This is a genomic window from Pseudomonas sp. PK-RTE-24, from assembly GCF_054052265.1.
The window spans coordinates 2,792,653-2,817,345 of sequence record NZ_CM133224.1 but is presented as its reverse complement, the minus strand read 5'-3'; the positions used below and the strand labels follow the sequence as shown (position 1 = coordinate 2,817,345).

The following is a 24,693-nucleotide window of genomic DNA, read 5'->3' as shown; positions in this document are numbered from 1 at the left end:
CATAAAAACAATGAAAACCCTGAAAACCCAAGTCGCCATTATCGGCGCCGGTCCTTCCGGACTGCTCCTCGGCCAGTTGCTGCACAACGCTGGCATCGAAACCCTGATCCTCGAACGCCAGACGCCTGATTACATTCTTGGGCGCATCCGTGCCGGTGTGCTTGAACAAGGCATGGTAGAGCTGCTGCGTGAGGCCGGCGTCGGTCAGCGAATGGATGCCGAAGGCCTGGTTCATGGCGGCTTCGATCTGGCGCTGGACGGGCGTCAGGTGCACATCGATCTGCACGCTCTGACCGGCGGTAAAACAGTAGTGGTCTACGGTCAGACCGAGGTCACCCGCGACCTGATGGCCGCTCGTCGGGATGCGGGGGCGCCGACAATTTATCAGGCAAGCAATGTCGTTCCCCACGGCATGAAAAGCGACGAAGCTTTCGTCACCTTCGAAAAGGACGGTGAAAGCTGGCGCGTCGATTGCGATTACATCGCCGGTTGCGATGGTTTCCATGGCGTCGCGCGGCAGTCGATTCCGGCCGATTGCCTGAAGATCTTCGAGCGGGTCTACCCGTTCGGCTGGCTGGGCATTCTCGCCGACACGCCGCCGGTTCACGACGAATTGGTCTATGCCCGCCATGAGCGTGGCTTCGCTTTGTGCAGCATGCGTTCGGCCACCCGCACCCGCTATTACCTGCAAGTGCCGGCGGATGAAAACGTCGATGACTGGAGCGATCAGCGTTTCTGGGATGAACTGAAAAAACGCCTGCCGGTTGCTCTTGCGGAAAAACTGGTGACCGGCCCTTCGATCGAGAAAAGCATCGCGCCGTTGCGCAGCTTTGTCGTCGAGCCGATGCAGTACGGGCGCATGTTTCTCGTTGGCGACGCTGCCCATATCGTCCCGCCCACTGGCGCCAAGGGCCTGAACCTGGCCGCCAGTGATGTCAGCACGTTGTTCAATATTCTGCTGAAGGTGTATCGCGAAGATCGCACTGATCTGCTGGAAAAATACTCGGAGATCTGCCTGCGCCGGGTGTGGAAAGCCGAACGGTTTTCCTGGTGGATGACGTCGATGCTGCATCGCTTCGACGAGCACGATGAATTCAGCCAGCGCATCTGCGCTTCGGAACTGGACTATTTTGTCAGCTCGCAAGCCGGGCAAAAAACCATTGCAGAAAATTACGTCGGGCTTCCGTACGAGGCTATCGAATAGCTTCCTACCGACTTACACTGCGAGCATCCACCCGCGCGCGATGGCCGCGCGGGTCCATCAATGCCCGCAGGCTCGCCCGTGACCACTCTCAATCAACCTGAAACGCCCAAACCGGCCATTCGCAGCGTGCTGGTCGCCTTGATGATGGCGATCTTCCTCGGTGCGCTGGACCAGACCATCGTCGCCGTATCGATGCCGGCGATCTCCGCGCAATTCAAGGACGTCAGCCTGCTGGCCTGGGTGATTTCCGGTTACATGGTGGCGATGACCGTGGCGGTGCCGATCTACGGCAAACTCGGCGACCTGTACGGGCGGCGCAAACTGATGTTGTTCGGCATGGGCCTGTTCACCCTCGCCTCGCTGTTCTGCGGCATGGCGCAGAGCATGGAGCAACTGGTGCTGGCGCGGATCCTTCAGGGCATCGGCGCCGGCGGCATGATCTCGGTGAGTCAGGCGATCATCGGCGACATCGTCCCGCCACGTGAACGCGGGCGCTATCAGGGTTACTTCAGCAGCATGTACGCCGTGGCCAGCGTCGCCGGCCCGGTGCTCGGCGGCTACATGACCGAATACCTGTCGTGGCGCTGGGTGTTTCTGATCAACCTGCCGCTGGGGCTTGGCGCGTGGTGGGTGGCACGGCGCAACCTGCGCGGCTTGCCGATTCCGCAGCGCAAACCGGTGATCGATTATCTCGGCACGGTGCTGATGATCATCGGCCTGACCGCGTTGCTGCTCGGCATCACCGAAGTCGGCCAGGGTCATTCATGGCGCAGCAGCGAAGTGCTCGGCCTGTTCGCTTGTGCCGTGGTGGTGCTGGCGCTGTTCGTCTGGCATGAACGCCGTGCACGCGAGCCATTGCTGCCGATGCACTTGTTCACCAATCGCAGCGCGCTGCTGTGCTGGTGCACGATCTTCTTCACCAGTTTCCAGGCCATTTCGCTGATCGTGCTGATGCCATTGCGCTTCCAAAGCGTCACCGGCGCTGGCGCCGACAGCGCAGCGCTGCACTTGCTGCCATTGGCGATGGGCTTGCCGATCGGTGCCTATTTCGCCGGCCGCCGCACCTCGATTACCGGACGCTACAAACCGCAGATTCTCACCGGGGCGATCCTCATGCCAATCGCGATTCTCGGCATGGCCTTCAGTCCGCCACAAGCAACGCTGCTCAGCGGTCTGTTCATGCTGCTCAGCGGCATCGCCGGCGGCATGCAGTTCCCGACCTCGCTGGTCGGCACGCAAAACTCGGTGGAACAACGCGACATCGGCGTCGCCACCAGCACCACCAACCTGTTCCGCTCACTGGGCGGCGCGGTGGGCGTGGCGTTGATGTCGGCGCTGCTGCTGGCGTTGCTGCACGATTCCAGTTTCGCCCACCTGACGAACAGTTCGCTGATCAGCGAAGGGCATTCGGGCAACGTCCTGCTCGATGGCCTGAACGCCGCACCCGGCGAAGCGCAGAACGCTTTGCGCGCGGAACTGCTGGTGACCTTCCGCCACTTGCTCTGGGTCAGCACGGCAGTGTCGTTGCTGGGGCTGGCAGCGGCGATTGCCATGCCGAACAACCTGCTGCGCGGACGCGAACACGGCGCGAAATGATTGCCGCAACAAATACCACTGTGGGAGCGAGCCTGCTCGCGAATGCGCGGTGTCAGCCGACACATAGCTGAATGACACAGCGCTTCGCGAGCAGGCTCGCTCCCACAAGGGAACGGTGTTCGCTCAAGGGCTGTAATAGCCCACCGCGACGAGGAAATGCCCGACCTTTTTCAGGTACGCATGCTTGTCCTCGATCTTGCCGGTTACCGGGTTTTTCCAGCGGTATTCGTATTCGCCTTCATCCTGCTTGCCGATCAGCGCCAGAATCGGCTCGCCCACTGGCTTGCCTTCCGGGTCCTTGACCTTGCCAAAATCAGTGTTGATCAAGCGCAGATTGGTGCCGTGGGCGACATAACGCTGGTTGTTCAGATCGACCACGAAGACATACAGGTCATCCTGCAGGTATCCGCCCTTGAGCGAGTTGATCGCAACCAGCGTGCCCTTCTCGTCCTTGCTCAGATCCGTCGCGGCTTTGTCCAGCAAGGCCCTGGCCTGCTCAGCTGAGGCCCGTGGCAGGTAGTAACCCACCGCGAGAATGCGCTGCCCGACGCGCTGGTAGAACACATGCTTGCGCTCGACCTTGCCGTCGGCCCAGTTCTGCCAGCGGTATTCGGCCTGCTGGATACCGTTGCCTTCCGGCACTTTCAGCGCATCCTTGAACGCCTTCTGCAGATCCGGCCCGAGCACTTCGCTGACATCACGACCGATCAGCGCCGATGACGGCCCGCCACTGGCAAGCATGACGCCTTTGGTGTCGAGGACGAACACGTAGCGATCCTTGTCGACGAACTCACCCTGGCGGCTGAAGGCGGCGAAGGCCTTGTCGCCATTGTCGTGGTAGTAGGCCAAGGCTTTTTCCAGCAGGGCGATGGCCGCCTGACTGTCATCCTTGGCGGCGGTGGCGGCGCTGGCCTGGCCGAAACCGGCCAACAGAATCAGGCCGAGCCAGGCCACTTTATGCAAAAACCCCATAGCGCATCCCTCGTTCTTTTTGGTGTCTCAAGAGCGTAGACGGCTTGGGCTGATGTACGAGTATTCAGAATGATGCAGGGGATTACAGGCCCCTGTGGTGAGGGACAAAGCCCTCCAGGCAACAGATCAGTCGCTACGGGCGGGAATTGATCTGCTGCTGGAGATTCTGGATCTGCGCCTGCAAGGTATTGAGGTTGCGGGTCATCTGCGCGCGGAACGCATCGAACTCGGCGGTATTGCTACCACCCTGCGGCGCTGCCGGGCGATTGTCCTGCTGACTTTTCAGCACCACGATGTCCTGCTCCAGACGATCGATCGCCGCGCTCGGGTTGCCCTGTTTCTTCAGCGCGGCGATATCGGCACCGAGGCTTTTGAACTGGGCGTCGAAGGCTTTCAACTGCGCATCGACCTTGCTGGTATCGGCCGGGGTGCTCTTGATGGTCGCCAGCTCGGCGCTCAAGGCTTTGACCTGAGCCTGCAACTGCGTATTGGCGTTCTGCTGTTCGGTGGTCTGCGCGGTCATTTGCGCCAGCCGCTTGTCCAGCTCGCTGGTCTGCCCGGCCACGCCTTGCTGCTGCTTGCTCTGGTCGAGCAGCTTGCCTTCGAGTTGTTTGATCTGCAGCTTCAGCGCTTCGCTGTCACTGTTGACGTTGCTCTGGCTGGCGACGACCTTGCCGGAAATATCCTGCAGGCGCCCCGCCGCTTCTTCGCTGATGCGGGCGAAGCTTTCCTGGGTGGCGACCAGTTGCTGTTCCATCAGCGAGATCTGCTGGAAGCTCCACCAGGCCAGACCGATGAAGGCGAAAAACAACGCACCGACCAGCGCCCACAGCGGCCCGGTGCTGGCGGCCTTGACCTTGACCACTGGCGCGCTGCGCGAATGCACGGAAGTACGGGGGCCGGGCGCGATGTCATCGTCGTCGAACGGGTCAGCGCGCAGGCTTGGCACGTTATCGAAATCGTCGTCGTGGGCATCGTTTCGCATGGACATTGAGGCAACCTTTGGCAAACGCGGTGATGGCTAAATGCAGCGAAGTATAACCGCCGCAGCCGCAGGCATTGACCCTCAACCCGCAAGGCGGTTCATTGCCGCCCGGCCGAATCGTTTCAACGGATGTCCAGGGCTTTCCACCACGCACAGAACTCATCGAGGGCAGCCCAGAGGCTGACTTTCGGATCGTAGTCGAGATAATGCCGGGCGCGGCTGATGTCGAGGGTGAAATTTTTTTTCATGACCTGCATGCCCAGACGCGACAGGGTCGGCTCCGGGCGTCCCGGCCAGAGCATGCACGCGCCTTCATTGAGCGCCGCGACGCTGTACGCGAGACCGTAGGAGCGATATTTGCGCACCTGATCGACGTCCATCCGGCGCATCACGTAATTGACCACGTCCCACAGCGGCACCGGCGTACCGTTGCTGATGTTGTAGGCCTTGCCCAGCGCCGAACCTTGCGCCAACAGGCTGCTAAGCATGGCTTCGTTGAGATTTTGCACGCTGGTGAAATCGACCTTGTTCAAGCCGTCGCCGATGATCGCCAGCCGGCCCTTGCGCTGCATCTTCAGCAGGCGCGGGAAGATGCTCATGTCACCGGCACCGGTGACGAAACGCGGGCGCAGGGCGATGGTTTCCAGACCGAATTCCTGGGCACCGAAGACTTTCTGCTCGGCCAGATACTTGGTCGCGGCGTAGGGATGCTTGAAGCGTTTGGGCACTTGCTCTTCGGTCAGGCCTACATGGTCGCGGCCATCGAAATAGATCGATGGCGACGACAGATGCACCAGCCGCCGCACCCGCTGCTTGAGGCAGGCTTCGACGACGTTTTCGGTGACTTCGACGTTGCCCTGATGAAAGTCCTGATAACGCCCCCACACACCGACAGCACCGGCGCAATGCACCACGGCCTCGACATCGCTGCACAGGTCGTGCACCAGATCGGCGTCGGTCAGATCGCCCGGCACGAACTCCGCGCCCCGGCGCACCAGATGTTCGACGCTCTCGGCCCGGCGACCGTTGACCCGCACTTCAAGGCCCTGCTCCAGGGCGAAACGCGCAAAGCGCCCGCCAATAAAGCCACTGGCGCCGGTAACCAAAATCTTCATCAAAAACTCCAGGGAAGCAGCTGCAAGCTTCGAGCTTTCAGCTGCAAGTTGAAACGGTACGTGTTCTTGCCGCTTGCAGCTTGACGCTTGTTGCTGCGTTCAAGCCACTAGCCATTGCTTTGAGGAGCGCAGCAGTTGCTCGGTCAGTAGATTGAGCAACTGGCCGCCATTGCGCCAATGATGCCAGTACAGCGGCACATCGATCGGTTTATCTGGCAGCAATTCGCGCAGCACCCCGCGTTGCAATTGCTCGCGCACCTGCAGTTCCGGCACCAGGCCCCAGCCCAGACCGGCTTCGGTCAGGCGGATGAAGCCTTCGGAGGACGGGCATAAATGGTGCTCGAACGCGCCGTCGACGCCCAACAGCGCCAGATAGCGATGCTGAAGGAAATCGTCCGGACCGAACACCAGCGCCGGGGTGCGCGGCAGCTGTTCGGCGCGCACGCCTTCGGGAAAATGCCGAGCGAGGAAGGCTGGACTGGCCAGCGCCCGATAACGCATGGCGCCGAGCAATACGCTGCGGGCTCCCGCCACCGGCCGCTCGCTGGCACACAGGCATGCGGCCACTTCACCGGCACGCATGCGCTTGAGGCCAACGGTCTGGTCTTCGACGATCAGGTCGAGCAACAAATGCTGCTCGGCGCAGAAATCGCCGACGGCCTCGGCCCACCAAGTGGCGAGGCTGTCGGCGTTGAGGGCGATGCGCAGGCGATCGGGCAGGCCTTCTTCGTCCAGCGCCGGCACCACTGATTGCAAGTCGCGCTCGAGCAGACGCACCTGCTGCACATGGTTGAGCAAGCGTCGGCCGATCTCGGTCGGCGATGGCGGTGTTTCGCGCACCAGCACTGGCTGGCCGACCCGCGCTTCAAGCAATTTGATGCGCTGGGAAATCGCCGACTGCGACAGGCCGAGCACCTGTGCGGCGCGATCGAATCCGGCCTGCTCGACCACAGCGGCGAGCGCGGAAAGCAATTTATAGTCGAACATCAGTTTTCCTAATGGGCGATCAGCACTATTGGTTTTTCTTATACAGCGTCACACCGGAGAATAGCCAGCAAGCACTCTCTTTCAAGGATCTCTCCCATGTGGCAAAGCTACGTAAACGGCCTGTTGGTGGCGTTCGGCCTGATCATGGCGATCGGCACGCAGAACGCTTTTGTCTTGGCGCAAAGCCTGCGCCGTGAACACCATTTGCCGGTGGCGGCATTGTGCGTGGTGTGTGACGCAATTCTGGTCGCGGCCGGGGTGTTCGGCCTAGCGACGATCCTGGCGCAGAACCCGACCCTGCTGGCGATCGCCCGTTGGGGCGGTGCGACGTTTCTGATCTGGTACGGCAGCCAGGCGCTGCGCCGGGCCTGCTCGAAACAGAGCCTTGAGCAAGGCGAAAACCAGAGCGTGCGTTCGCTGCGCGCAGTGATGCTCAGCGCGCTGGCGGTGACCTTGCTCAACCCCCACGTTTATCTCGATACGGTTTTGCTGATCGGCTCGCTGGGCGCGCAGCAATCGGTGCCGGGCGCTTATGTGGTCGGCGCGGCGAGTGCATCGTTGCTGTGGTTTTTCACCCTGGCCCTAGGCGCGGCGTGGCTGGCACCGTGGCTGGCCCGCCCGAGCACGTGGCGCATTCTCGATCTGGTGGTGGCGTTGATGATGTTTGCCGTGGCCGCGCAGTTGATCATCGCCGGATGAATAATTGCCAAAGGCTCTGGAACCTCTATCCCACACAGTTGTTGCGTGGTTAAGGCGCGACCCCGGTGCTATGATCCGAACCCTGCGCCGCAAAGAGTAAAAACTCGCCGGTGCATTTCCGGCCGCCCGTGATCGGCCTTGCGCTCACCGCAACAGACCTGATTAGGAGAATCATCATGGCTTTCGAATTGCCGCCGCTGCCTTACGCACACGATGCCCTGCAGCCGCACATCTCCAAGGAAACCCTGGAGTTCCACCACGACAAGCACCACAACACCTACGTCGTGAACCTGAACAACCTGGTGCCAGGCACCGAGTTTGAAGGCAAGACCCTGGAAGAAATCGTCAAGACTTCTTCGGGCGGCATCTTCAACAACGCCGCTCAGGTCTGGAACCACACCTTCTACTGGAACTGCCTGGCGCCAAACGCCGGCGGTCAACCAACCGGCGCCCTGGCAGATGCCATCAACGCAGCGTTCGGTTCGTTCGACAAGTTCAAGGAAGAATTCAGCAAAACCTCGATCGGCACCTTCGGTTCCGGCTGGGGCTGGCTGGTGAAAAAAGCTGACGGTTCCCTGGCCCTGGCCAGCACCATCGGCGCCGGCAACCCGCTGACCAGCGGCGACACCCCGCTGCTGACCTGCGACGTCTGGGAACACGCTTACTACATCGACTACCGCAACCTGCGTCCGAAGTACGTTGAAGCGTTCTGGAACCTGGTCAACTGGAAGTTCGTGGCCGAGCAGTTCGAAGGCAAAACCTTCACCGCTTAAGCTGCGCGCCAGATGATAAACCCGGCTTCGGCCGGGTTTTTTTATGCCCGGCGCATGGCGTTTCTCGCACGGTAAAAGTAGCTTCGCGCCGTTTGCCGCCAGCCCCCAGCGGTCTACCATCACAGACAGGAAAAAATCTTTGGCCCAGTGCTCAAGTTGAAGGCAATTGCAACCGACACAGTTAATTCAGAGCTATTACTCAAATGACGACATTGCGGCCAGGATCACGGCGACTTTTCCCGTGCCCGATTGTCCCTTTGACTGCCAACCCGGGATTGCCAATACTCATGGCAACTTGACGCTACCCGCACGGAACAAGGAATAACCCTTTGAAGCTGGAACTCAAGAACAGCTTGTCGGTGAAGTTGCTCCGGGTCGTGCTCCTGTCGGCATTGATCGTAGGCGTAGTCTTGAGCTGCGCGCAGATTGTCTTCGATGCCTACAAGACCCGTCAGGCGGTTGCCGGCGACGCCGAGCGCATCCTCGACATGTTCCGCGATCCATCGACCCAGGCCGTGTACAGCCTGGACCGGGAAATGGGCATGCAGGTGATCGAAGGGCTGTTCCAGGACGACGCCGTGCGTCAGGCCTCCATCGGCCATCCCAACGAAGCCATGCTGGCGCAAAAATCCCGCGAACTGCAGCATTCCAATAGCCGTTGGCTGACCGACCTGATTCTCGGTCAGGAACGCACCTTCACCACGCAACTGGTCGGCCGTGGCCCCTACAGCGAATATTACGGCGACCTGAGCATCACCCTCGACACTGCCACTTATGGCGAAGGGTTTATCGTCAGCTCAGTGATCATTTTCATTTCCGGGGTGTTGCGCGCACTGGCGTTGGGCCTGGTGCTGTATTTGGTCTATCACTGGTTGCTGACCAAACCGCTGTCACGAATCATCGAGCACCTCACCGAGATCAACCCGGATCGTCCCAGCGAGCACAAGATTCCGCAGATCAAGGGCCACGAAAAAAACGAGCTGGGCCTGTGGATCAACACCGCCAACCAGTTGCTCGAGTCCATCGAGCGCAACACCCATCTGCGCCACGAAGCGGAAAACAGCCTGCTGCGCATGGCCCAGTACGACTTCCTCACCGGCCTGCCGAACCGCCAGCAATTGCAGCAGCAACTGGACAAGATTCTGGTGGATGCCGGCAAGCTGCAGCGCCGCGTCGCGGTGTTGTGCGTCGGCCTGGATGACTTCAAGGGCATCAACGAGCAATTCAGCTACCAGACCGGCGACCAATTGCTGCTGGCCCTGGCCGATCGTCTACGTGCCCACAGCGGTCGTCTCGGCGCCCTCGCTCGCCTGGGCGGCGATCAGTTCGCGCTGGTGCAGGCCGACATTGAACAGCCTTATGAAGCAGCAGAACTGGCGCAGAGCATTCTCGATGATCTTGAGGCGCCCTTCGCCCTCGACGATCAGGAAATCCGCCTGCGCGCGACCATCGGCATCACCCTGTTTCCGGAGGACGGCGACAGCACCGAGAAGCTGTTGCAGAAAGCCGAGCAGACCATGACCCTGGCCAAGACCCGCTCGCGCAATCGCTATCAGTTCTATATCGCCAGCGTCGACAGCGAGATGCGCCGTCGTCGCGAGCTGGAAAAAGATTTGCGCGATGCGCTGATCCGCGACCAGTTCTACCTCGTCTATCAGCCGCAGATCAGTTATCGCGATCACCGCGTGGTTGGCGTCGAAGCGCTGATTCGCTGGCAACATCCGGAACACGGGCTGGTGCCGCCGGACCTGTTTATTCCGCTGGCCGAACAGAACGGCACGATCATCGCCATCGGCGAGTGGGTGCTCGATCAGGCCTGCAAGCAATTGCGCGAGTGGCACGATCAGGGTTTTGTCGATCTGCGCATGGCGGTCAATCTGTCCACCGTGCAACTGCACCACGCCGAGCTGCCACGGGTGGTCAACAACCTGTTGCAGATGTACCGCTTGCCGCCGCGCAGTCTGGAACTGGAAGTCACCGAAACCGGCCTGATGGAAGACATCACCACCGCCGCCCAGCATCTGCTCAGCCTGCGCCGCTCCGGTGCGCTGATCGCGATCGACGACTTCGGCACCGGCTACTCGTCCCTCAGTTATCTGAAAAGCCTGCCGCTGGACAAGATCAAGATCGACAAGAGCTTCGTGCAGGACCTGCTCGATGACGACGATGACGCGACCATCGTTCGCGCGATCATCCAGCTGGGCAAGAGCCTGGGCATGCAGGTGATTGCCGAGGGCGTAGAAACCGCCGAGCAGGAAACCTACATCATTTCCGAGGGTTGCCACGAAGGTCAGGGCTACCACTACAGCAAACCGCTGCCGGCGCGGGAGCTGGGTATTTACCTCAAGCAGGCGCAACGCAGCAACGCGGCTATTTTATAAGATCAAAAGATCGCAGCTTTTTTATAAAAGCAAAGATCGCAGCCTTCGGCAGCTCCTACATTTGAAATGCGTTCCTCCTGTAGGAGCTGACGAGTGCAACGAGGCTGCGATCTTTTGATCTTCATGCGCAAATAAGAAATATTTCCAAGCACGCCTTTACACATAATGCGAAAGATTTGCATTATGTCGCAGTTTTGCGCGCCCCCGGCGCCAGTCCATTCAACTACCGAAGCAGGATGTTCGCCATGATTCGTATGCCTCTGGCTACCGCCAGTCTGCTGGCCATCGCTATTTCCCTCGCCGGTTGCGGCGAAGGCAAGGACAAAGAAAAAGCCTCCGAAATGACTCCGGCTTCCAGCAGCGCTGCTCCAGCCCCTGCCGCTGCACCGGCTCCTGCTGCCGGTAAAGTTGACGATGCTGCCGCCAAGGCTGTGGTCGCGCACTATGCCGACATGGTCTTCGCCGTTTACAGCGATGCCGAATCCACTGCGAAAACCCTGCAAACTGCGGTCGACGCGTTCCTCGCCAAGCCGAATGCCGACACCCTCAAAGCCGCCAAGGCTGCCTGGGTCGCCGCGCGCGTGCCGTACCTGCAGAGCGAAGTGTTCCGCTTCGGCAACACCATCATTGACGATTGGGAAGGTCAGGTTAACGCCTGGCCGCTGGACGAAGGCCTGATCGACTACGTCGACAAATCCTACGAGCACGCACTGGGTAACCCGGGCGCCAGCGCCAATATCATTGCCAACACCGAAGTGCAGGTCGGCGAAGACAAAGTCGACGTGAAAGAAATCACCCCGGAAAAACTCGCCAGCCTCAACGAGCTGGGCGGTTCCGAAGCCAACGTCGCCACCGGCTACCACGCGATCGAATTCCTGCTCTGGGGCCAGGATCTGAACGGCACCGGCCCTGGCGCTGGCAACCGTCCGGCCTCGGACTACCTGGAAGGCGCCGGCGCCACCGGTGGTCACAACGACCGTCGTCGCGCCTACCTGAAAGCCGTGACCCAACTGCTGGTCAGCGATCTGGAAGAAATGGTCGCCAACTGGAAGCCGAACGTGGCCGACAACTACCGCGCCACCCTGGAAGCGGAGCCAGGCGAAACCGGCCTGCGCAAAATGCTCTTCGGCATGGGCAGCCTGTCCCTGGGTGAACTGGCGGGCGAGCGCATGAAGGTTTCCCTGGAAGCCAACTCCCCTGAAGACGAGCAGGATTGCTTCAGCGACAACACCCACTACTCGCACTTCTACGACGCCAAAGGCATTCGTAATGTTTACCTGGGCGAGTACACCCGTGTTGACGGCACCAAGATGACCGGCGCCAGCCTGTCGTCGCTGGTGGCCAAGGCCGATCCGGCTGCCGACACCGCGCTGAAAGCCGATCTGGCCGCGACCGAAGCGAAGATCCAGGTCATGGTCGATCACGCCAACAAGGGTGAGCACTACGACCAGTTGATCGCTGCCGGCAACACCGCTGGCAACCAGGTCGTTCGCGACGCCATCGCCGCGCTGGTCAAGCAGACCGGCTCGATCGAAGCCGCTGCGGGCAAACTGGGCATCAGCGACCTGAACCCGGACAGCGCCGATCACGAATTCTGATCGCAGCGTCCGCGTCAAAAAAAGGCGACCTTCGGGTCGCCTTTTTCATACCCCATGTTCACAGTCCCCTGTAGGAGCTGCCGAAGGCTGCGATCTGTTGATCTTGATTTTTGAAGATCAGAATCAAAAGATCGCAGCCTTCGGCAGCTCCTACAGGGGGTTTGCATCGCTCTGCAGATTTGCGCTGTATCAAGCAAACGATAATTCCTCTTATTCAAACTCCCCCGCCCTGTTAGACTTTGCGCCTTCATTTTTGCCCGTCCGCAGGATGTCTGATGCCCTCGCTGCCTCTTCGCTTGTCCGCACTGTTGCTGGCCCTGGGCCTGAGTGCCTGCGATGACGCCCCGCGTTTCACCAAGGCCGAGCCGGGGGAAGCGCGTTCGGGCGGTGCGGCGACTGTGCGCAAGAGCGATCAGAACGCCTTCTCCCTGCCATCGGCCAACTTGCCGCCCTCGCGGCGGGTGGACTTCAGTGTCGGCAACAGTTTCTTTCGCAGCCCGTGGGTGATCGCGCCGTCGACCACCACGGCCCGCGATGGCCTCGGCCCGTTGTTCAATACCAACGCCTGCCAGAATTGCCACATCAAGGACGGTCGCGGGCATCCGCCGGCACCTGACGCATCCAATGCGGTGTCGATGCTGGTGCGCCTGTCGATTCCCGACGCGCCGCAATACGCCAAAGTCATCCAACAGCTCGGCGTGGTGCCGGAGCCGGTATATGGCGGGCAGTTCCAGGATATGGCCGTGCCCGGCGTTGCCCCGGAAGGCAAGGTGCGGGTGGACTACACGCCGGTGCCCGTACGCTTCAAGGACGGCACTGAGGTCGAGCTGCGCAAACCGACCTTGCAGATCACTCAACTCGGTTACGGGCCGATGCACCCGGACACGCGTTTTTCCGCGCGGGTGGCGCCGCCGATGATTGGTCTGGGCCTGCTCGAAGCCATCCCTGAGCAAGCGATCCTCGCCAACGCCGCCGCCCAGGCGAAAGAGAGCAACGGCATCAATGGCCGACCCAACCAGGTCTGGGATGACCAGTTGCAGAAAACCGTTATCGGCCGGTTCGGCTGGAAAGCCGGGCAACCGAATCTCAATCAACAGAATGTTCACGCGTTCTCCGGTGACATGGGCCTGACCACCAGCCTGCGGCCGTTCGACGATTGCACCGAGGCGCAGACTGCCTGCAAACAGGCGCCGAACGGCAATGGCCCGGACGGCGAACCGGAAGTCAGCGACAACATCCTGCGGCTGGTGCTGTTCTACAGCCGCAATCTCGCAGTGCCGGCGCGCCGTGGCGTCAACGATCCACAGGTGCTGGCCGGCAAGAATCTGTTTTTCCAGGCCGGTTGCCAGTCGTGCCACACGCCGAAATACACCACTGCCGCCGATGCCGCCGAACCGGAATTGGCCAATCAGGTGATTCGTCCATACAGCGACTTGCTGCTGCATGACATGGGCGAAGGCCTGGCGGACAACCGCACCGAATTTCAGGCCTCCGGCCGCGACTGGCGCACGCCGCCGTTGTGGGGGATCGGTCTGACGCAAGCGGTCAGCGGTCACACCCAGTTTTTGCATGACGGTCGCGCACGCAACCTGCTCGAAGCGGTGCTCTGGCATGGCGGCGAAGCGACGGCGGCGCAGCAACAGGTTTTGTCTTTCAATGCCGAGCAGCGCGCTGCGTTGCTGGCGTTTCTGAACTCACTTTAAATACTGAAAAAACATCGGGAGCCCGACATGTTCCGTCCCAAGTTACTGTTCACCAGCCTTGCCGCGCTCGCCCTCGGCGCCTGCTCGCCGCAGGACCCGCAAGCGGTCACTTCGGCGGCGATCGCCAAATCGGTGATCCTGCCGACCTACACCCGTTGGGTCGAAGCCGACCGGCAACTGGCGGTCAGCGCCCTCGCCTATTGCCAGGGCAAGGAAAGCCTGGAAACTGCCCGTGCCGATTTCCTTCACGCGCAGAAAGCCTGGGCCGAACTGCAACCGCTGCTGATCGGTCCGCTGGCCGAAGGCAATCGTTCGTGGCAAGTGCAGTTCTGGCCGGACAAGAAAAACCTCGTCGGCCGTCAGGTCGAGCAACTGGTCGTCGCCCAGCCGCAGATCGACGCCGCCGCGCTGGCCAAATCCAGCGTCGTGGTGCAGGGACTGTCGGCTTACGAATACATCCTCTTCGACGCCAAGCCTGACGTCGCCAACGATGCGCAGAAAGCCAAATACTGCCCGCTGCTGATCGCCATCGGCGAACGCCAGAAGCAACTGGCCGAAGAGATCCTGCAGGGCTGGAACAATACCGACGGCATGCTCGCGCAGATGAGCAAGTTCCCTAACCAGCGCTACGCCGACTCCCACGAAGCGATCGCCGATCTGCTGCGCGTACAAGTGACGGCACTGGATACCCTGAAGAAAAAACTCGGCACGCCTATGGGCCGCCAGAGCAAAGGCGTGCCGCAGCCATTCCAGGCGGATGCGTGGCGCAGCCAGTCGTCGCTGACGGCGCTGGAAGCCAGCCTTGCCGCCGCCAAAACCGTCTGGGAAGGCGTCGACAACAAAGGCCTGCGCGGTCTGCTGCCGGCCGAACAGAAGCCGTTGGCCGACAAGATCGACGCCGCCTATGCCGCTTCGCTGAAGCTGTTCGACAGCACCCAGCGTTCGCTCGGCGAAATGCTCGAGGACGACGCCGGGCGCCAGCAACTCAACGATATCTACGACAGCCTCAACGTCGTCCATCGCCTGCATGAAGGCGAGCTGGCCAAGGCGCTGGGCATCCAACTGGGCTTCAACGCCAACGACGGTGACTGATGAGGGCGAGTGCCATGCTGCGACGTCAGGTTCTGACTTTAGGTAGTGCACTGCTGGGAGCAGTGACGCTGGGCGGCTGGACGCTGTTCAAACGCAAGGATCAGAGCCCGCTGCTGCTGTCGGCGCGCGACGATACTGACGGCAAGCATTACGCAGTCGGCTATCGGCTCGACGGTACGCGGGTGTTCGCCACCCACGTCGGCCAGCGTTGCCACGACATCATCAATCATCCGACGCAGCCGCTGGCGCTGTTCGTCGCGCGGCGTCCGGGAACCGAGAGTTACCTGATCGACCTGCGCGACGGCAAGCTGCTGCAGACCGTGACCTCGCAGCCGGACCGGCACTTCTACGGCCACGCCGTGGTGCACAAGGACGGCGAATACCTGTACGCCACCGAGAATGACACGAGCGATCCCGGCCGTGGCCTGCTCGGCGTGTACAAGTTCGAGGGCGAACGGCTGGTGCACACGGGCGAGATTTCCACTCACGGTCTCGGCCCGCATCAGGTGTCGTGGATGCCAGACGGCGAGACGCTGGTAGTGGCCAACGGCGGCATTCGCACCGAGGCGGAAAGCCGCGTCGACATGAACCTTAACGCCATGGAACCGAGCCTGGTGCTGATGCAGCGCGACGGCACGTTGCTGAGCAAGGAAACCCTCGCCCAGCAGATGAACAGCGTCCGCCACCTGGGCATCGCCAGTGACGGCACCATCGTCGCCGGTCAGCAATTCATGGGGCCGTCCCACGAGCGTTCGGAGCTGTTGGCGATCAAGCGACCGGGACAAGCGTTCGTGGCGTTCCCGGTGGCCGAGCAGCAGTTGCAGGCGATGGGGCACTACACCGCCAGCGTCGCGGTGCACAGCGATCTGCGTCTGGTCGCGTTGACGGCACCGCGTGGCAATCGTTTCTTTATCTGGGATCTGGACAGCGGCGAACTGCGCCTCGATGCGCCTTTGCCTGATTGCGCCGGCGTCGGTGCGGTAAAGGATGGCTTTGTCGTGACCTCGGGGCAGGGCCGTTGCCGTTACTACGATTGCCGCCAGGAACAACTGCTGGCCAAGCCGCTGGAATTGCCGGCGGGGCTCTGGGACAACCATCTGCACTTGATGGCCTGATACCCGCTCATTTTTGAGATGGCCCCCCATCCTGTGGCGAGGGGATTTATCCCCGTTGGGTGGCGCAGCCGCCCTTAAAACTGCAATTGCGGTATGACTGAAGGATTCAGGGGGCCGCTTCGCAGCCCAACGGGGATAAATCCCCTCGCCACAGGGTTCATATCCGGCCTTCACGTAATAACTGCCAGTTGGAATCCCCACCTGACTCGGAGTAATGTGCCCGCCTGTCTCATGATTTATCCAAGGAACTGGACATATGCTGCGTCGCCGCATGCTGATCATGTTGGGTGTTGTTTTGCTGCTCGTCCTGGTGCTGGGCGGATACAAAGCCTTTTCGATCTACACGATGATCCAGGGCTTTTCCAAGCCCAAGCCGCCGATCAGTGTCGCCGTGGCCACTGCCGGCGAACAGCCGTGGCAGATGCGTCTGCCCACCGTCGGCACGCTCAAGGCACTGCAAGGTGTCGACTTGAGTCTGGAAGTCTCCGGCACCGTCACTGAACTCAAATTCGAATCCGGGCAGAAGGTCAAGGCCGGGCAACCGTTGCTGCAACTCGACAGCGCCGTAGAGACCGCTCTGCTGGAAACCGCCAAGGCTGATCTGGGCCTGGCGCAACTGGACTTCGGCCGTGGCGCGCAACTGGTCGACAGCCGCGCGATCTCCAAAGGCGAGTACGACCGCCTCTCCGCCGTGCTGCAAAAGAACAAGGCCACGGTCAATCAGCTCAACGCGTCGCTGGCGAAAAAGCGCATCCTCGCGCCATTCAGCGGCACCATCGGCATCCGTCAGGTCGACGTTGGCGACTTCCTCGCCAGCGGCACCAAAATCGCCACGTTGCAGGATTTGAGCAGCCTCTACGCTGACTTCTACGTGCCGGAACAAGCGGTGCCAAAACTCGCTATCGGCCAGCCCGTGCAGTTCACCGTCGCCGCTTATCCGGGGCAGAACTTTGCCGGCAAGATCAGCGCGATCAACCCGATCGTCGAAAGCACCACGCGCAATATCCTCGTCCGCGCCACCCTGGCCAACCCCGACGGCAAGCTGCTGCCGGGGATGTTCGCCAGCCTTGAAGTGCTGCTGCCCGATCCGCAGAAGCACATCGTCGTGCCGGAAAGCGCGATCACCTACACCCTGTACGGCAACTCGGTTTATGTGGTCGGGCAGAAGAAGGCCGAGGACGGCAGCGTCGCCAAGGATGAAAACGGCCAACCGCTGCTGATCGCCGAACGTCGTTTCGTCGAAACCGGTGAACGCCGCGATGGCCTGGTGATGATCAACAAGGGCGTGCAGAGCGGCGAACAAGTGGTGACGGCTGGCCAGATCAAACTGGACAACGGCGCCCACATTGCCATCAGCGACGACAAGACCCTCGGCGAGCAGAACAGTCCGCCTCGCGCCGACTGATCAAGGAATCCCCATGGCTTTTACCGATCCGTTCATCCGCCGCCCGGTGCTCGCCACCGTGGTCAGCCTGCTGATTGTGCTGCTGGGCTTTCAGGCCTGGAGCAAGCTGCCGCTGCGCCAGTACCCGCAAATGGAAAACGCCCTGATCACGGTGACCACGGCTTATCCCGGGGCCAACGCCGAAACCATTCAGGGCTACATCACCCAGCCGATGCAACAGAGTCTGGCCAGCGCCGAAGGCATCGATTACATGACTTCGGTGAGCCGGCAGAACTTCTCGGTGATTTCGATCTACGCGCGCATCGGTGCCAACACCGACCGCTTGTTCACCGAACTGCTGGCCAAGGCCAACGAGGTGAAGAACAAGCTGCCGCAGGACGCCGAAGACCCGGTGCTGAGCAAGGAATCCGCCGACGCTTCGGCGCTGATGTACATCAGTTTCTTCAGCAAGGACCTGAGCAACCCGCAGATTACCGATTACCTGTCGCGTGTCATCCAGCCAAAACTGGCGACGCTGCCGGGCATGGCCGAAGCGGAAATTCTCGGCAATCAGGTGTTCGCCATGCGTCTGTGGCTCGACCCGGTGAAACTCGCCGGCTTCGGCCTCAGCGCCGCCGACGTGACCGCGGCGGTGCGCCAGTACAACTTCCTCTCCGCCGCCGGCGAGGTGAAAGGCGAGTACACCGTCACCAGCATCAACGCCAACACCGAACTGAAATCCGCGGAAGCCTTCGCGGCGATTCCGCTCAAGGTCGATGGCGACAGCCGCGTGTTGCTGCGTGATGTCGCGCGGGTGGAAATGGGCGCGGAAAACTACGATTCGATCAGCTCGTTCGGCGGCACGCCGTCGGTGTATATCGGCATCAAGGCCACTCCCGGCGCCAACCCGCTGGACGTGATCAAGGAAGTGCGCAAGCTGATGCCCGAGCTGGAAGCGCAGCTGCCGCCGAACCTGAAAAGCGAAATCGCCTACGACGCCACGCTGTTCATTCAGGCCTCCATCGATGAGGTGGTGAAGACCTTGTTCGAAGCGGTACTGATCGTCATCGTCGTGGTGTTCCTGTTCCTCGGCGCGTTGCGTTCGGTGGTGATCCCGGTGGTGACCATTCCGCTGTCGATGATCGGCGTGATGTTCTTCATGCAGATGATGGGTTACTCGATGAACCTGCTGACGCTGCTGGCGATGGTGCTGGCCATCGGTCTGGTGGTGGACGACGCGATCGTCGTGGTGGAAAACATCCACCGGCACATCGAGGAAGGCAAGACGCCGTTCGATGCAGCCCTGGAAGGCGCCCGGGAAATTGCGATGCCGGTGGTGTCGATGACCATCACCCTGGCGGCGGTGTATGCGCCGATCGGTTTCCTCACCGGGCTGACCGGGGCGCTGTTCAAGGAGTTCGCTCTGACCCTGGCCGGCGCAGTGGTGATTTCCGGCGTCGTCGCCCTGACGCTGTCGCCGATGATGTGCGCGTTTCTGCTGCGCCACGAAGAGAATCCCAGCGGCCTGGCCCATCGTCTCGACCGAGTCTTTGAAGGCCTCAAGCGCCGTTATCAAAGCATGCTGCATGGCACGCTGAATACTCGGCCGGTGGTGCTGGTGTTCGCGGTGATCGTGCTGTGCCTGATTCCGGTGTTTCTCAAGTTCACCAAGTCGGAACTGGCCCCGGACGAAGACCAGGGCATCATTTTCATGATGGCCAGCGCGCCGCAGCCGACCAACCTCGACTACCTGAGCACCTACACCGACGAATTCATCACCATCTTCAAGGAGTTTCCCGAGTACTACTCCTCGTTCCAGATCAACGGCTATAGCGGCGTGCAGGCCGGTATCGGCGGCTTCCTGCTCAAGCCATGGAATGAGCGTAGCCGCACGCAGATGGAAATCCTCCCCGAGGTGCAGAGCAAACTGGAGAGCATTCCCGGCCTGCAGATCTTCGGTTTCAACCTGCCCTCCCTGCCCGGCACCGGTGAAGGCCTGCCCTTCGAATTCGTGGTCAACACCGCCAATGACTATGAACTGCTGCTGCAAGTCGCCGAGCGCATCGAGAAACGCGCCATGGAGTCAGGCAAGTTCGCCTTCGTCGACCTCGATCTGGCGTTCGACAAGCCGGAAGTAGTGGTCGATATCGACCGCGACAAGGCTGCGCAGATGGGCGTGTCGATGCTAGACCTCGGCAGCACGCTGGCGACCTTGCTGGGCGAGGCGGAGATCAACCGCTTCACCATCGACGGGCGCAGCTACAAGGTCATCGCCCAGGTCGAACGGGCCTACCGCGACAACCCGGACTGGCTGAACAATTACTACGTGAAAAACACCCAGGGCGAATTGCTGCCGCTGTCGACGCTGATCAAGGTCAGCGACCGCGCAAGGCCGCGCCAGCTCAATCAGTTCCAGCAGCTCAACGCGGCGAAGATTTCCGGTTTCCCGCTGGTGAGCATGGGCGAAGCCATCGATACCGTGCTGCAGATTGCCCGCGAAGAAGCACCGGCCGGGTTTGCCTTCGATTACGGTGGTGCCTCGCGCCAGTACGTGCAGGAAGGCAGCGCATTGTGGGTCACATTCGCTCTGGCGCTGGCGATCATCTTTCTGGTGCTGGCCGCACAGTTCGAAAGCTTCCGCGATCCGTTGGTGATTCTGGTCACCGTACCGCTGTCGATCTGCGGCGCGCTGATCCCGTTGTTCCTCGGCTGGTCGAGCATGAACATCTACACCCAGGTGGGGCTGGTGACGCTGATCGGCCTGATCAGCAAGCACGGCATCCTGATCGTCGAATTCGCCAACCAGTTGCGCAAGGACAAGGGCCTGAGCGCCCGTGACGCGGTGGAGGAAGCGGCAGCAATTCGCTTGCGCCCGGTACTGATGACGACGGCGGCAATGGTGTTCGGCATGGTGCCGCTGATTCTGGCAACCGGCGCGGGCGCCGTGAGCCGCTTTGATATCGGCATGGTGATTGCCACAGGGATGTCGATTGGCACGTTGTTTACGTTGTTCGTGCTGCCGTGTGTTTATACCTTCCTTGCTAAGCCAGATGCCAGATAAGCACATTTCCCTGTGGGAGCGAGCCTGCTCGCGAATGCGGTATTTCAGTTGCATTGATGTCGACTGACACACCTTCGCGAGCAGGCTCGCTCCCACAGAGGACGATATATATCTTGAAAGTTGTGGAATAAAAAAGGCCTCGCAATTGCGAGGCCTTTTATTTGGGCTTGAATCGTGTCAACTGGCTGGCCTCATCCCTTGGGACAGTCCGAACATGAACAACAGCAGATCATGATCGGGCTGGGTTGCCACAGAGGCTTTCGCCACCCGTGGAACCGAACAATGAGCGTCGTTCCCGGACGCCCCTATGACCTGCATGCGCGGCTGCTCCCAGGCAGCCACCGCCAGTGAAGCAACTGCCAAGGCCCCGATCAGGAACAAACCTCGTGCAATTTCGAGTTTCATCGCTATAAACCTTTGATAGCGCTGCCAAACGCCGTCTCATAAAAGTAGACGAGTTTCTTCCAGTCGGCATCGCGGAACGACGAATGGCGACGCAGTTGCTTCATGTCATGCTGCGCGGCGCGATAGGGGGTCAGACGCTGGCGGCACTTCTCCAGATCGATCAACGCCACTTCAACCTTCGCCGCTTCGCCTTCGCCGGTGACCCGAACGAAAACGTGCTTGATGTAAATGCAGCTGTGCTGCCAGCGGCCCTTGTGCATGCGCGCCAGGTTCTCGGCGAGGTCCTTGAGGACTTTCTCGTAAACCACGTCGCCACACTGATCGCGACCACCGGCAGCGGCCAGCCAGTGTTCCAGTTCCTGGAAACCATCGAGCGATTTGGTGACAAGCAGCGCGCGCCATTTGTGCTGCGGATCCGGCTGGGCGCCGCAAAAGACGATCTGCGGTACGCGCACGCCGAGTTTGCTAACGCCAGTCAGGGCGTCGAGTTCACGCAATACGGTCGGGCGACCGAAGGGGTGCAACCAACTGCGATAGATGTGCCCGGTCTGGCGCTTGGCGTACAAAAGCTGCCCGTCACGGTCGACGATGCGCTGCACCCCGCTTTCGCCACCACGGCGCACATTGGGCTCTTCAACCCATTCGCCGCGCTGGTTCCAGTAATAATCGAAACGATCCTGGGGAGCGACATCCGCTTCAACCGCTGCTTGCACTGCCATCCTCTACCTCTTGCGTAATACGTAAACTCGCCACATCGCATAGAGCGGTATGAAGTCCAGTTGTTCCTGAATGCGGAAACCCGCCTGTTCAAATTCTTTCTCGATCGTCGCCGCCGGAATCAGAAACCGATTCTGGTAATCATGACTTGGCCGATCCCGCTCGGCACGCTTGCGCTTCCAGGCCTTGAAATTGCCGTCGACCCACAACGAAACAATCACGCTGTCGCGGGTCACCCGCTCGAACTCGCGCAGGATCACCCGACGGTGCTCGGCCTCGCCGATGTGGTGCAACAGACGCATGCAAAAGATGCTGTCGACCGAGTTATCCGGCAGAGCGATATCGAATGCCGAGGTGTGCAGCGGTTGTACACGCTTGACCACCTCGGCCGGTTGTCCCTGCATCGCGGTCTTGATCATCGACTCGGAATTGTCCGCGCCGATGATCACCCGGTTGGGCTTCTCCGCGAGCATTGGCCAGAAACGCCCGGCACCGCAGGGCAGATCCAGCACCAGCCCGGGATCTCCCGCCAGCGCCAAGGCCTTGCGACCGACTTGCTCATCGCGCAAGTGCGACAGGCGGCGACCGAGGCTTTGCTGGTGCTTGCGCAGATATCGTTGTGCGTGTTGGTCGTCGTACTTTTCGGAAAAATCGAGCTTGATCGGGCCGGCCATCATCTGGACTCCTGTTCTGATGACGCCACCTTAAACAGCGGCGTGTCAGCGTCAGGTCATCCAATTGTGAAAAATCTGTCAGGTAAATCCGTAAATTATTACAACGTTATACAGGATTCAGACAGGTGTACGGGAGTAGCCTCGAGCCACTATTTGCTGGCATTCACGCCAAGATCTACCTCGAATCGGCAGCCATTGGGGTCCATCGTGCTCAAGCTGACCGTCCAGCCCTGGTTTTCGCAGATACGCTGCACCAGCGACAAACCCAGGCCCAGCCCTTCGCCACGCTTCTCGCTGCCGCGCACAAAGGGCTCGAACATCGCCTCGCGTTTTTCCTCGGGAATGCCCACGCCCGAATCCTCAACGACGAAACCGTTGGCGGTGAGCGTCAGGCGAATGAAGCCCTGTTCGGTGTAATGCAGTGCGTTACGCAAAAGGTTACCCATCACCGCGTTCAGCAAGGTCGCGTTGTAGCGAGTATCCGCTGGTGTGCCCGGCTCGAATATCAGTGTCAGCCCCTTGCGCTCGATCGGCTCACGCCACAGGCACAGCAGGCTCTCGGCCACTTGTGTGAGGTTCTGCTGGGGCGCCGCTGCGGCCTCTTCGTTCTGCGTGCGCGCCAGCATCAGGAAGGTCTGTACCAGTTCGCGCATCTCCTCGCTGGCCCGGGCAATGCGCTCGACCTGGGCACGACCGCGCTGATCGATTCCGGGGTTTTCCAGCAGCAGTTCGCAGGAACTGGCCAGGACCATCAGCGGCGTGCGCAATTCATGGCTGACGTCGCTGGTGAACAGACGCTCGCGGGTCAGTGCCTGACGCAAGCGCCCCAGGGTGGCATCGAACGCCACCGCCAGTTCACCGACTTCATCCGCCGCGTAGTCCGGCGCCAAGGGTGGCGCCAGCCCGAGCAGCTGGTCGCGATGACGGACCTGCCGCGCCAGGCGCACCACCGGCGCCATCACCTTGCGCGCGAGCACCCAGCCAAGAAACACCGCCAGCGCCAGACTGAGCACGAAGCCCACCAGCACCACCGCAAACAGCACGCGCTCGCGCTCTTCGAAATCGCTCTGGTCCTGCAGCAAGACATAACGCCGACCATCCACCACTTCGACCATGGCGTGATAGGACAGCTGCTCGCGAAAGACCTCATGGAAACCGGCATCGAGGTGACGCAGATCCTTGGGCAGGTCAAAATCCCCCGGCCCGCCACTGAAGTAGAACAACTGATCCGGCTCGGGCCGATGGCTCCAGTCGGAGACATTGTCCATCAGCAGCAAACGTTGCAGGTCGCCGCCCAGCCCTGCGGAAATCAGTTTCTCTTCCACCAGGTGCACCGTCGCAACGATGCCCATGGCGAAAGCGCCGGCGACCAGTGCGCTCATCAGCGCAAAGGCGATGATGATCCGCTGGGAAAGACTCTGCTTAAACTCCATCTCGCCCCTCGGCCAAGCGATAACCGACACCGTGCACGGTGTGCAGCAGTGGCTTGGCGAATGGCTTGTCGATCACCTGGCGCAATTGGTGGACATGGCTGCGCAGGCTGTCGCTGTCCGGGCAGTCATCGCCCCACAGCGCTTCTTCAAGAATCTCCCGACGCAGCACGTGCGGGCTCTTCTGCATCAACACCGCGAGCAGCTTGAGGCCGACCGGGTTGAGCTTGAGCAGCTTGCCTTCGCGGGTCACTTCCAGGGTGTCGAGGTCGTAGCTCAGGTCACCGACCTGCAACGCCCGGCGACCGCCGCCCTGAGCACGGCGCATGACCGCTTCGACGCGGGCCGCTAGCTCAGACAGCGCAAACGGTTTGATCAGGTAATCGTCGGCGCCGGACTTGAAGCCTTGCAGCCGGTCGTCGAGTTGATCGCGGGCGGTGAGCATGATCACCGGCGTGTCACGCCGGGCGTCTTCGCGCAGGCGTTTGCACAAGGTGTAGCCGTCGATGCCGGGCAGCATGATGTCGAGCACGATCAGATCGTAATGCTCGGTCGCCGCCAGATGCAGACCGGACAGACCATCCTGGGCGCAATCGACGGTATAGCCCTTGAGGCCCAGGTAGTCGGCCAGATTGGCCAGGATGTCACGGTTGTCTTCGACCAGCAGAATTCGCATGGACATCTCCTCCGAACGGGGTAACGGCCGTCTTGGCCCGCGCAGCTTACGGCCAAGTGTGGCTCAGGGCTAGGGGCGTTTTTCGATAAACCTGCACTGCGCGCGCGACGACGTTTTTTTCACTTT

The 24,693-nt window shown here is 61.0% G+C and carries 20 protein-coding genes; 11 read left to right on the top strand and 9 right to left on the bottom strand.

All coding sequences use genetic code 11. From position 1 onward, the window contains the following. Window positions 1-10: 10 nt before the first annotated feature. Window positions 11-1,204 carry a 4-hydroxybenzoate 3-monooxygenase gene (gene pobA / locus ACV8MC_RS12695; protein ID WP_457265451.1) on the top strand — a complete coding sequence of 398 codons (1,194 nt, stop codon included), beginning with the start codon at window positions 11-13 and terminating at the stop codon, window positions 1,202-1,204. Window positions 1,205-1,282: 78 nt separating this feature from the next. Further along, window positions 1,283-2,800, top strand: a complete 1,518-nt coding sequence (locus ACV8MC_RS12690) for an MDR family MFS transporter (RefSeq protein ID WP_457265449.1) — start codon at window positions 1,283-1,285, stop codon at window positions 2,798-2,800. Window positions 2,801-2,923: 123 nt separating this feature from the next. Here ACV8MC_RS12690 and ACV8MC_RS12685 read toward each other — a convergent pair whose 3' ends face one another. The 4 genes from ACV8MC_RS12685 to ACV8MC_RS12670 form a co-directional block, all read right to left on the bottom strand. Beyond that, entirely contained in the window at window positions 2,924-3,772 is an 849-nt protein-coding gene (locus ACV8MC_RS12685) for a cache domain-containing protein (RefSeq protein ID WP_457265447.1), read from the bottom strand. Between the two features lie 133 nt (window positions 3,773-3,905). Beyond that, entirely contained in the window at window positions 3,906-4,763 is an 858-nt protein-coding gene (locus tag ACV8MC_RS12680; protein WP_457265445.1) for an ATPase, read from the bottom strand. A 116-nt stretch (window positions 4,764-4,879) separates the two neighbouring features. Continuing rightward, window positions 4,880-5,872, bottom strand: a complete 993-nt coding sequence (locus ACV8MC_RS12675; protein WP_457265443.1) for an NAD-dependent epimerase/dehydratase family protein — start codon at window positions 5,870-5,872, stop codon at window positions 4,880-4,882. A gap of 99 nt (window positions 5,873-5,971) precedes the next feature. Then, a complete protein-coding gene (locus ACV8MC_RS12670; RefSeq protein ID WP_041479845.1) occupies window positions 5,972-6,859 on the bottom strand; it encodes a LysR family transcriptional regulator ArgP in 888 nt (295 codons plus the stop codon). A 96-nt stretch (window positions 6,860-6,955) separates the two neighbouring features. Between ACV8MC_RS12670 and ACV8MC_RS12665 the strand changes: the two genes are divergently transcribed. The 9 genes from ACV8MC_RS12665 to ACV8MC_RS12625 all read left to right on the top strand — a co-directional run bounded on the left by ACV8MC_RS12665 (window position 6,956) and on the right by ACV8MC_RS12625 (window position 20,665). Further along, window positions 6,956-7,558 carry a LysE/ArgO family amino acid transporter gene (locus ACV8MC_RS12665; protein WP_056789970.1) on the top strand — a complete coding sequence of 201 codons (603 nt, stop codon included), beginning with the start codon at window positions 6,956-6,958 and terminating at the stop codon, window positions 7,556-7,558. A 176-nt stretch (window positions 7,559-7,734) separates the two neighbouring features. After that, window positions 7,735-8,331, top strand: a complete 597-nt coding sequence (locus ACV8MC_RS12660; RefSeq protein ID WP_016773431.1) for a superoxide dismutase — start codon at window positions 7,735-7,737, stop codon at window positions 8,329-8,331. 329 nt (window positions 8,332-8,660) lie between these two features. Next, a complete protein-coding gene (locus tag ACV8MC_RS12655) occupies window positions 8,661-10,712 on the top strand; it encodes a putative bifunctional diguanylate cyclase/phosphodiesterase (protein WP_016773430.1) in 2,052 nt (683 codons plus the stop codon). A gap of 245 nt (window positions 10,713-10,957) precedes the next feature. Then, complete coding sequence (locus ACV8MC_RS12650; RefSeq protein WP_457265440.1) at window positions 10,958-12,310, top strand: imelysin family protein; 1,353 nt, start codon at window positions 10,958-10,960, stop codon at window positions 12,308-12,310. Between the two features lie 275 nt (window positions 12,311-12,585). Further along, entirely contained in the window at window positions 12,586-14,013 is a 1,428-nt protein-coding gene (locus ACV8MC_RS12645) for a di-heme oxidoreductase family protein (RefSeq protein ID WP_457265438.1), read from the top strand. A 27-nt stretch (window positions 14,014-14,040) separates the two neighbouring features. Next, complete coding sequence (locus tag ACV8MC_RS12640) at window positions 14,041-15,105, top strand: imelysin family protein (RefSeq protein ID WP_024014143.1); 1,065 nt, start codon at window positions 14,041-14,043, stop codon at window positions 15,103-15,105. Between the two features lie 14 nt (window positions 15,106-15,119). Beyond that, window positions 15,120-16,220, top strand: coding sequence for a DUF1513 domain-containing protein (locus ACV8MC_RS12635; protein WP_056789981.1), 1,101 nt, complete (start codon window positions 15,120-15,122; stop codon window positions 16,218-16,220). A 256-nt stretch (window positions 16,221-16,476) separates the two neighbouring features. Continuing rightward, window positions 16,477-17,625, top strand: coding sequence for an efflux RND transporter periplasmic adaptor subunit (locus ACV8MC_RS12630; protein ID WP_457265436.1), 1,149 nt, complete (start codon window positions 16,477-16,479; stop codon window positions 17,623-17,625). 13 nt (window positions 17,626-17,638) lie between these two features. Then, window positions 17,639-20,665 (top strand): multidrug efflux RND transporter permease subunit, encoded by a 3,027-nt coding sequence (locus ACV8MC_RS12625; RefSeq protein ID WP_258707132.1) that lies wholly within the window; start codon window positions 17,639-17,641, stop codon window positions 20,663-20,665. A 177-nt stretch (window positions 20,666-20,842) separates the two neighbouring features. On the opposite strand, the gene ACV8MC_RS12620 is transcribed toward ACV8MC_RS12625, so the two are convergent. The 5 genes from ACV8MC_RS12620 to colR all read right to left on the bottom strand — a co-directional run bounded on the left by ACV8MC_RS12620 (window position 20,843) and on the right by colR (window position 24,567). Next, window positions 20,843-21,070 carry a hypothetical protein gene (locus tag ACV8MC_RS12620; RefSeq protein ID WP_041479852.1) on the bottom strand — a complete coding sequence of 76 codons (228 nt, stop codon included), beginning with the start codon at window positions 21,068-21,070 and terminating at the stop codon, window positions 20,843-20,845. A 2-nt stretch (window positions 21,071-21,072) separates the two neighbouring features. Then, window positions 21,073-21,789: a lipopolysaccharide kinase InaA family protein gene (locus tag ACV8MC_RS12615; protein ID WP_252876824.1), complete on the bottom strand. Its 717-nt coding sequence runs from the start codon at window positions 21,787-21,789 to the stop codon at window positions 21,073-21,075. Between the two features lie 3 nt (window positions 21,790-21,792). Further along, the gene (locus ACV8MC_RS12610; RefSeq protein ID WP_041480029.1) at window positions 21,793-22,461 is read right to left on the bottom strand and encodes a class I SAM-dependent methyltransferase; all 669 of its coding nucleotides are present in this window, start codon (window positions 22,459-22,461) and stop codon (window positions 21,793-21,795) included. 149 nt (window positions 22,462-22,610) lie between these two features. Continuing rightward, window positions 22,611-23,894, bottom strand: coding sequence for a sensor histidine kinase (locus ACV8MC_RS12605; protein WP_041479854.1), 1,284 nt, complete (start codon window positions 23,892-23,894; stop codon window positions 22,611-22,613). Beyond that, window positions 23,884-24,567, bottom strand: coding sequence for a two-component system response regulator ColR (gene colR, locus ACV8MC_RS12600; protein ID WP_041479855.1), 684 nt, complete (start codon window positions 24,565-24,567; stop codon window positions 23,884-23,886). The genes ACV8MC_RS12605 and colR overlap by 11 nt, the downstream gene beginning before the upstream one ends. Window positions 24,568-24,693 lie beyond the last annotated feature (126 nt).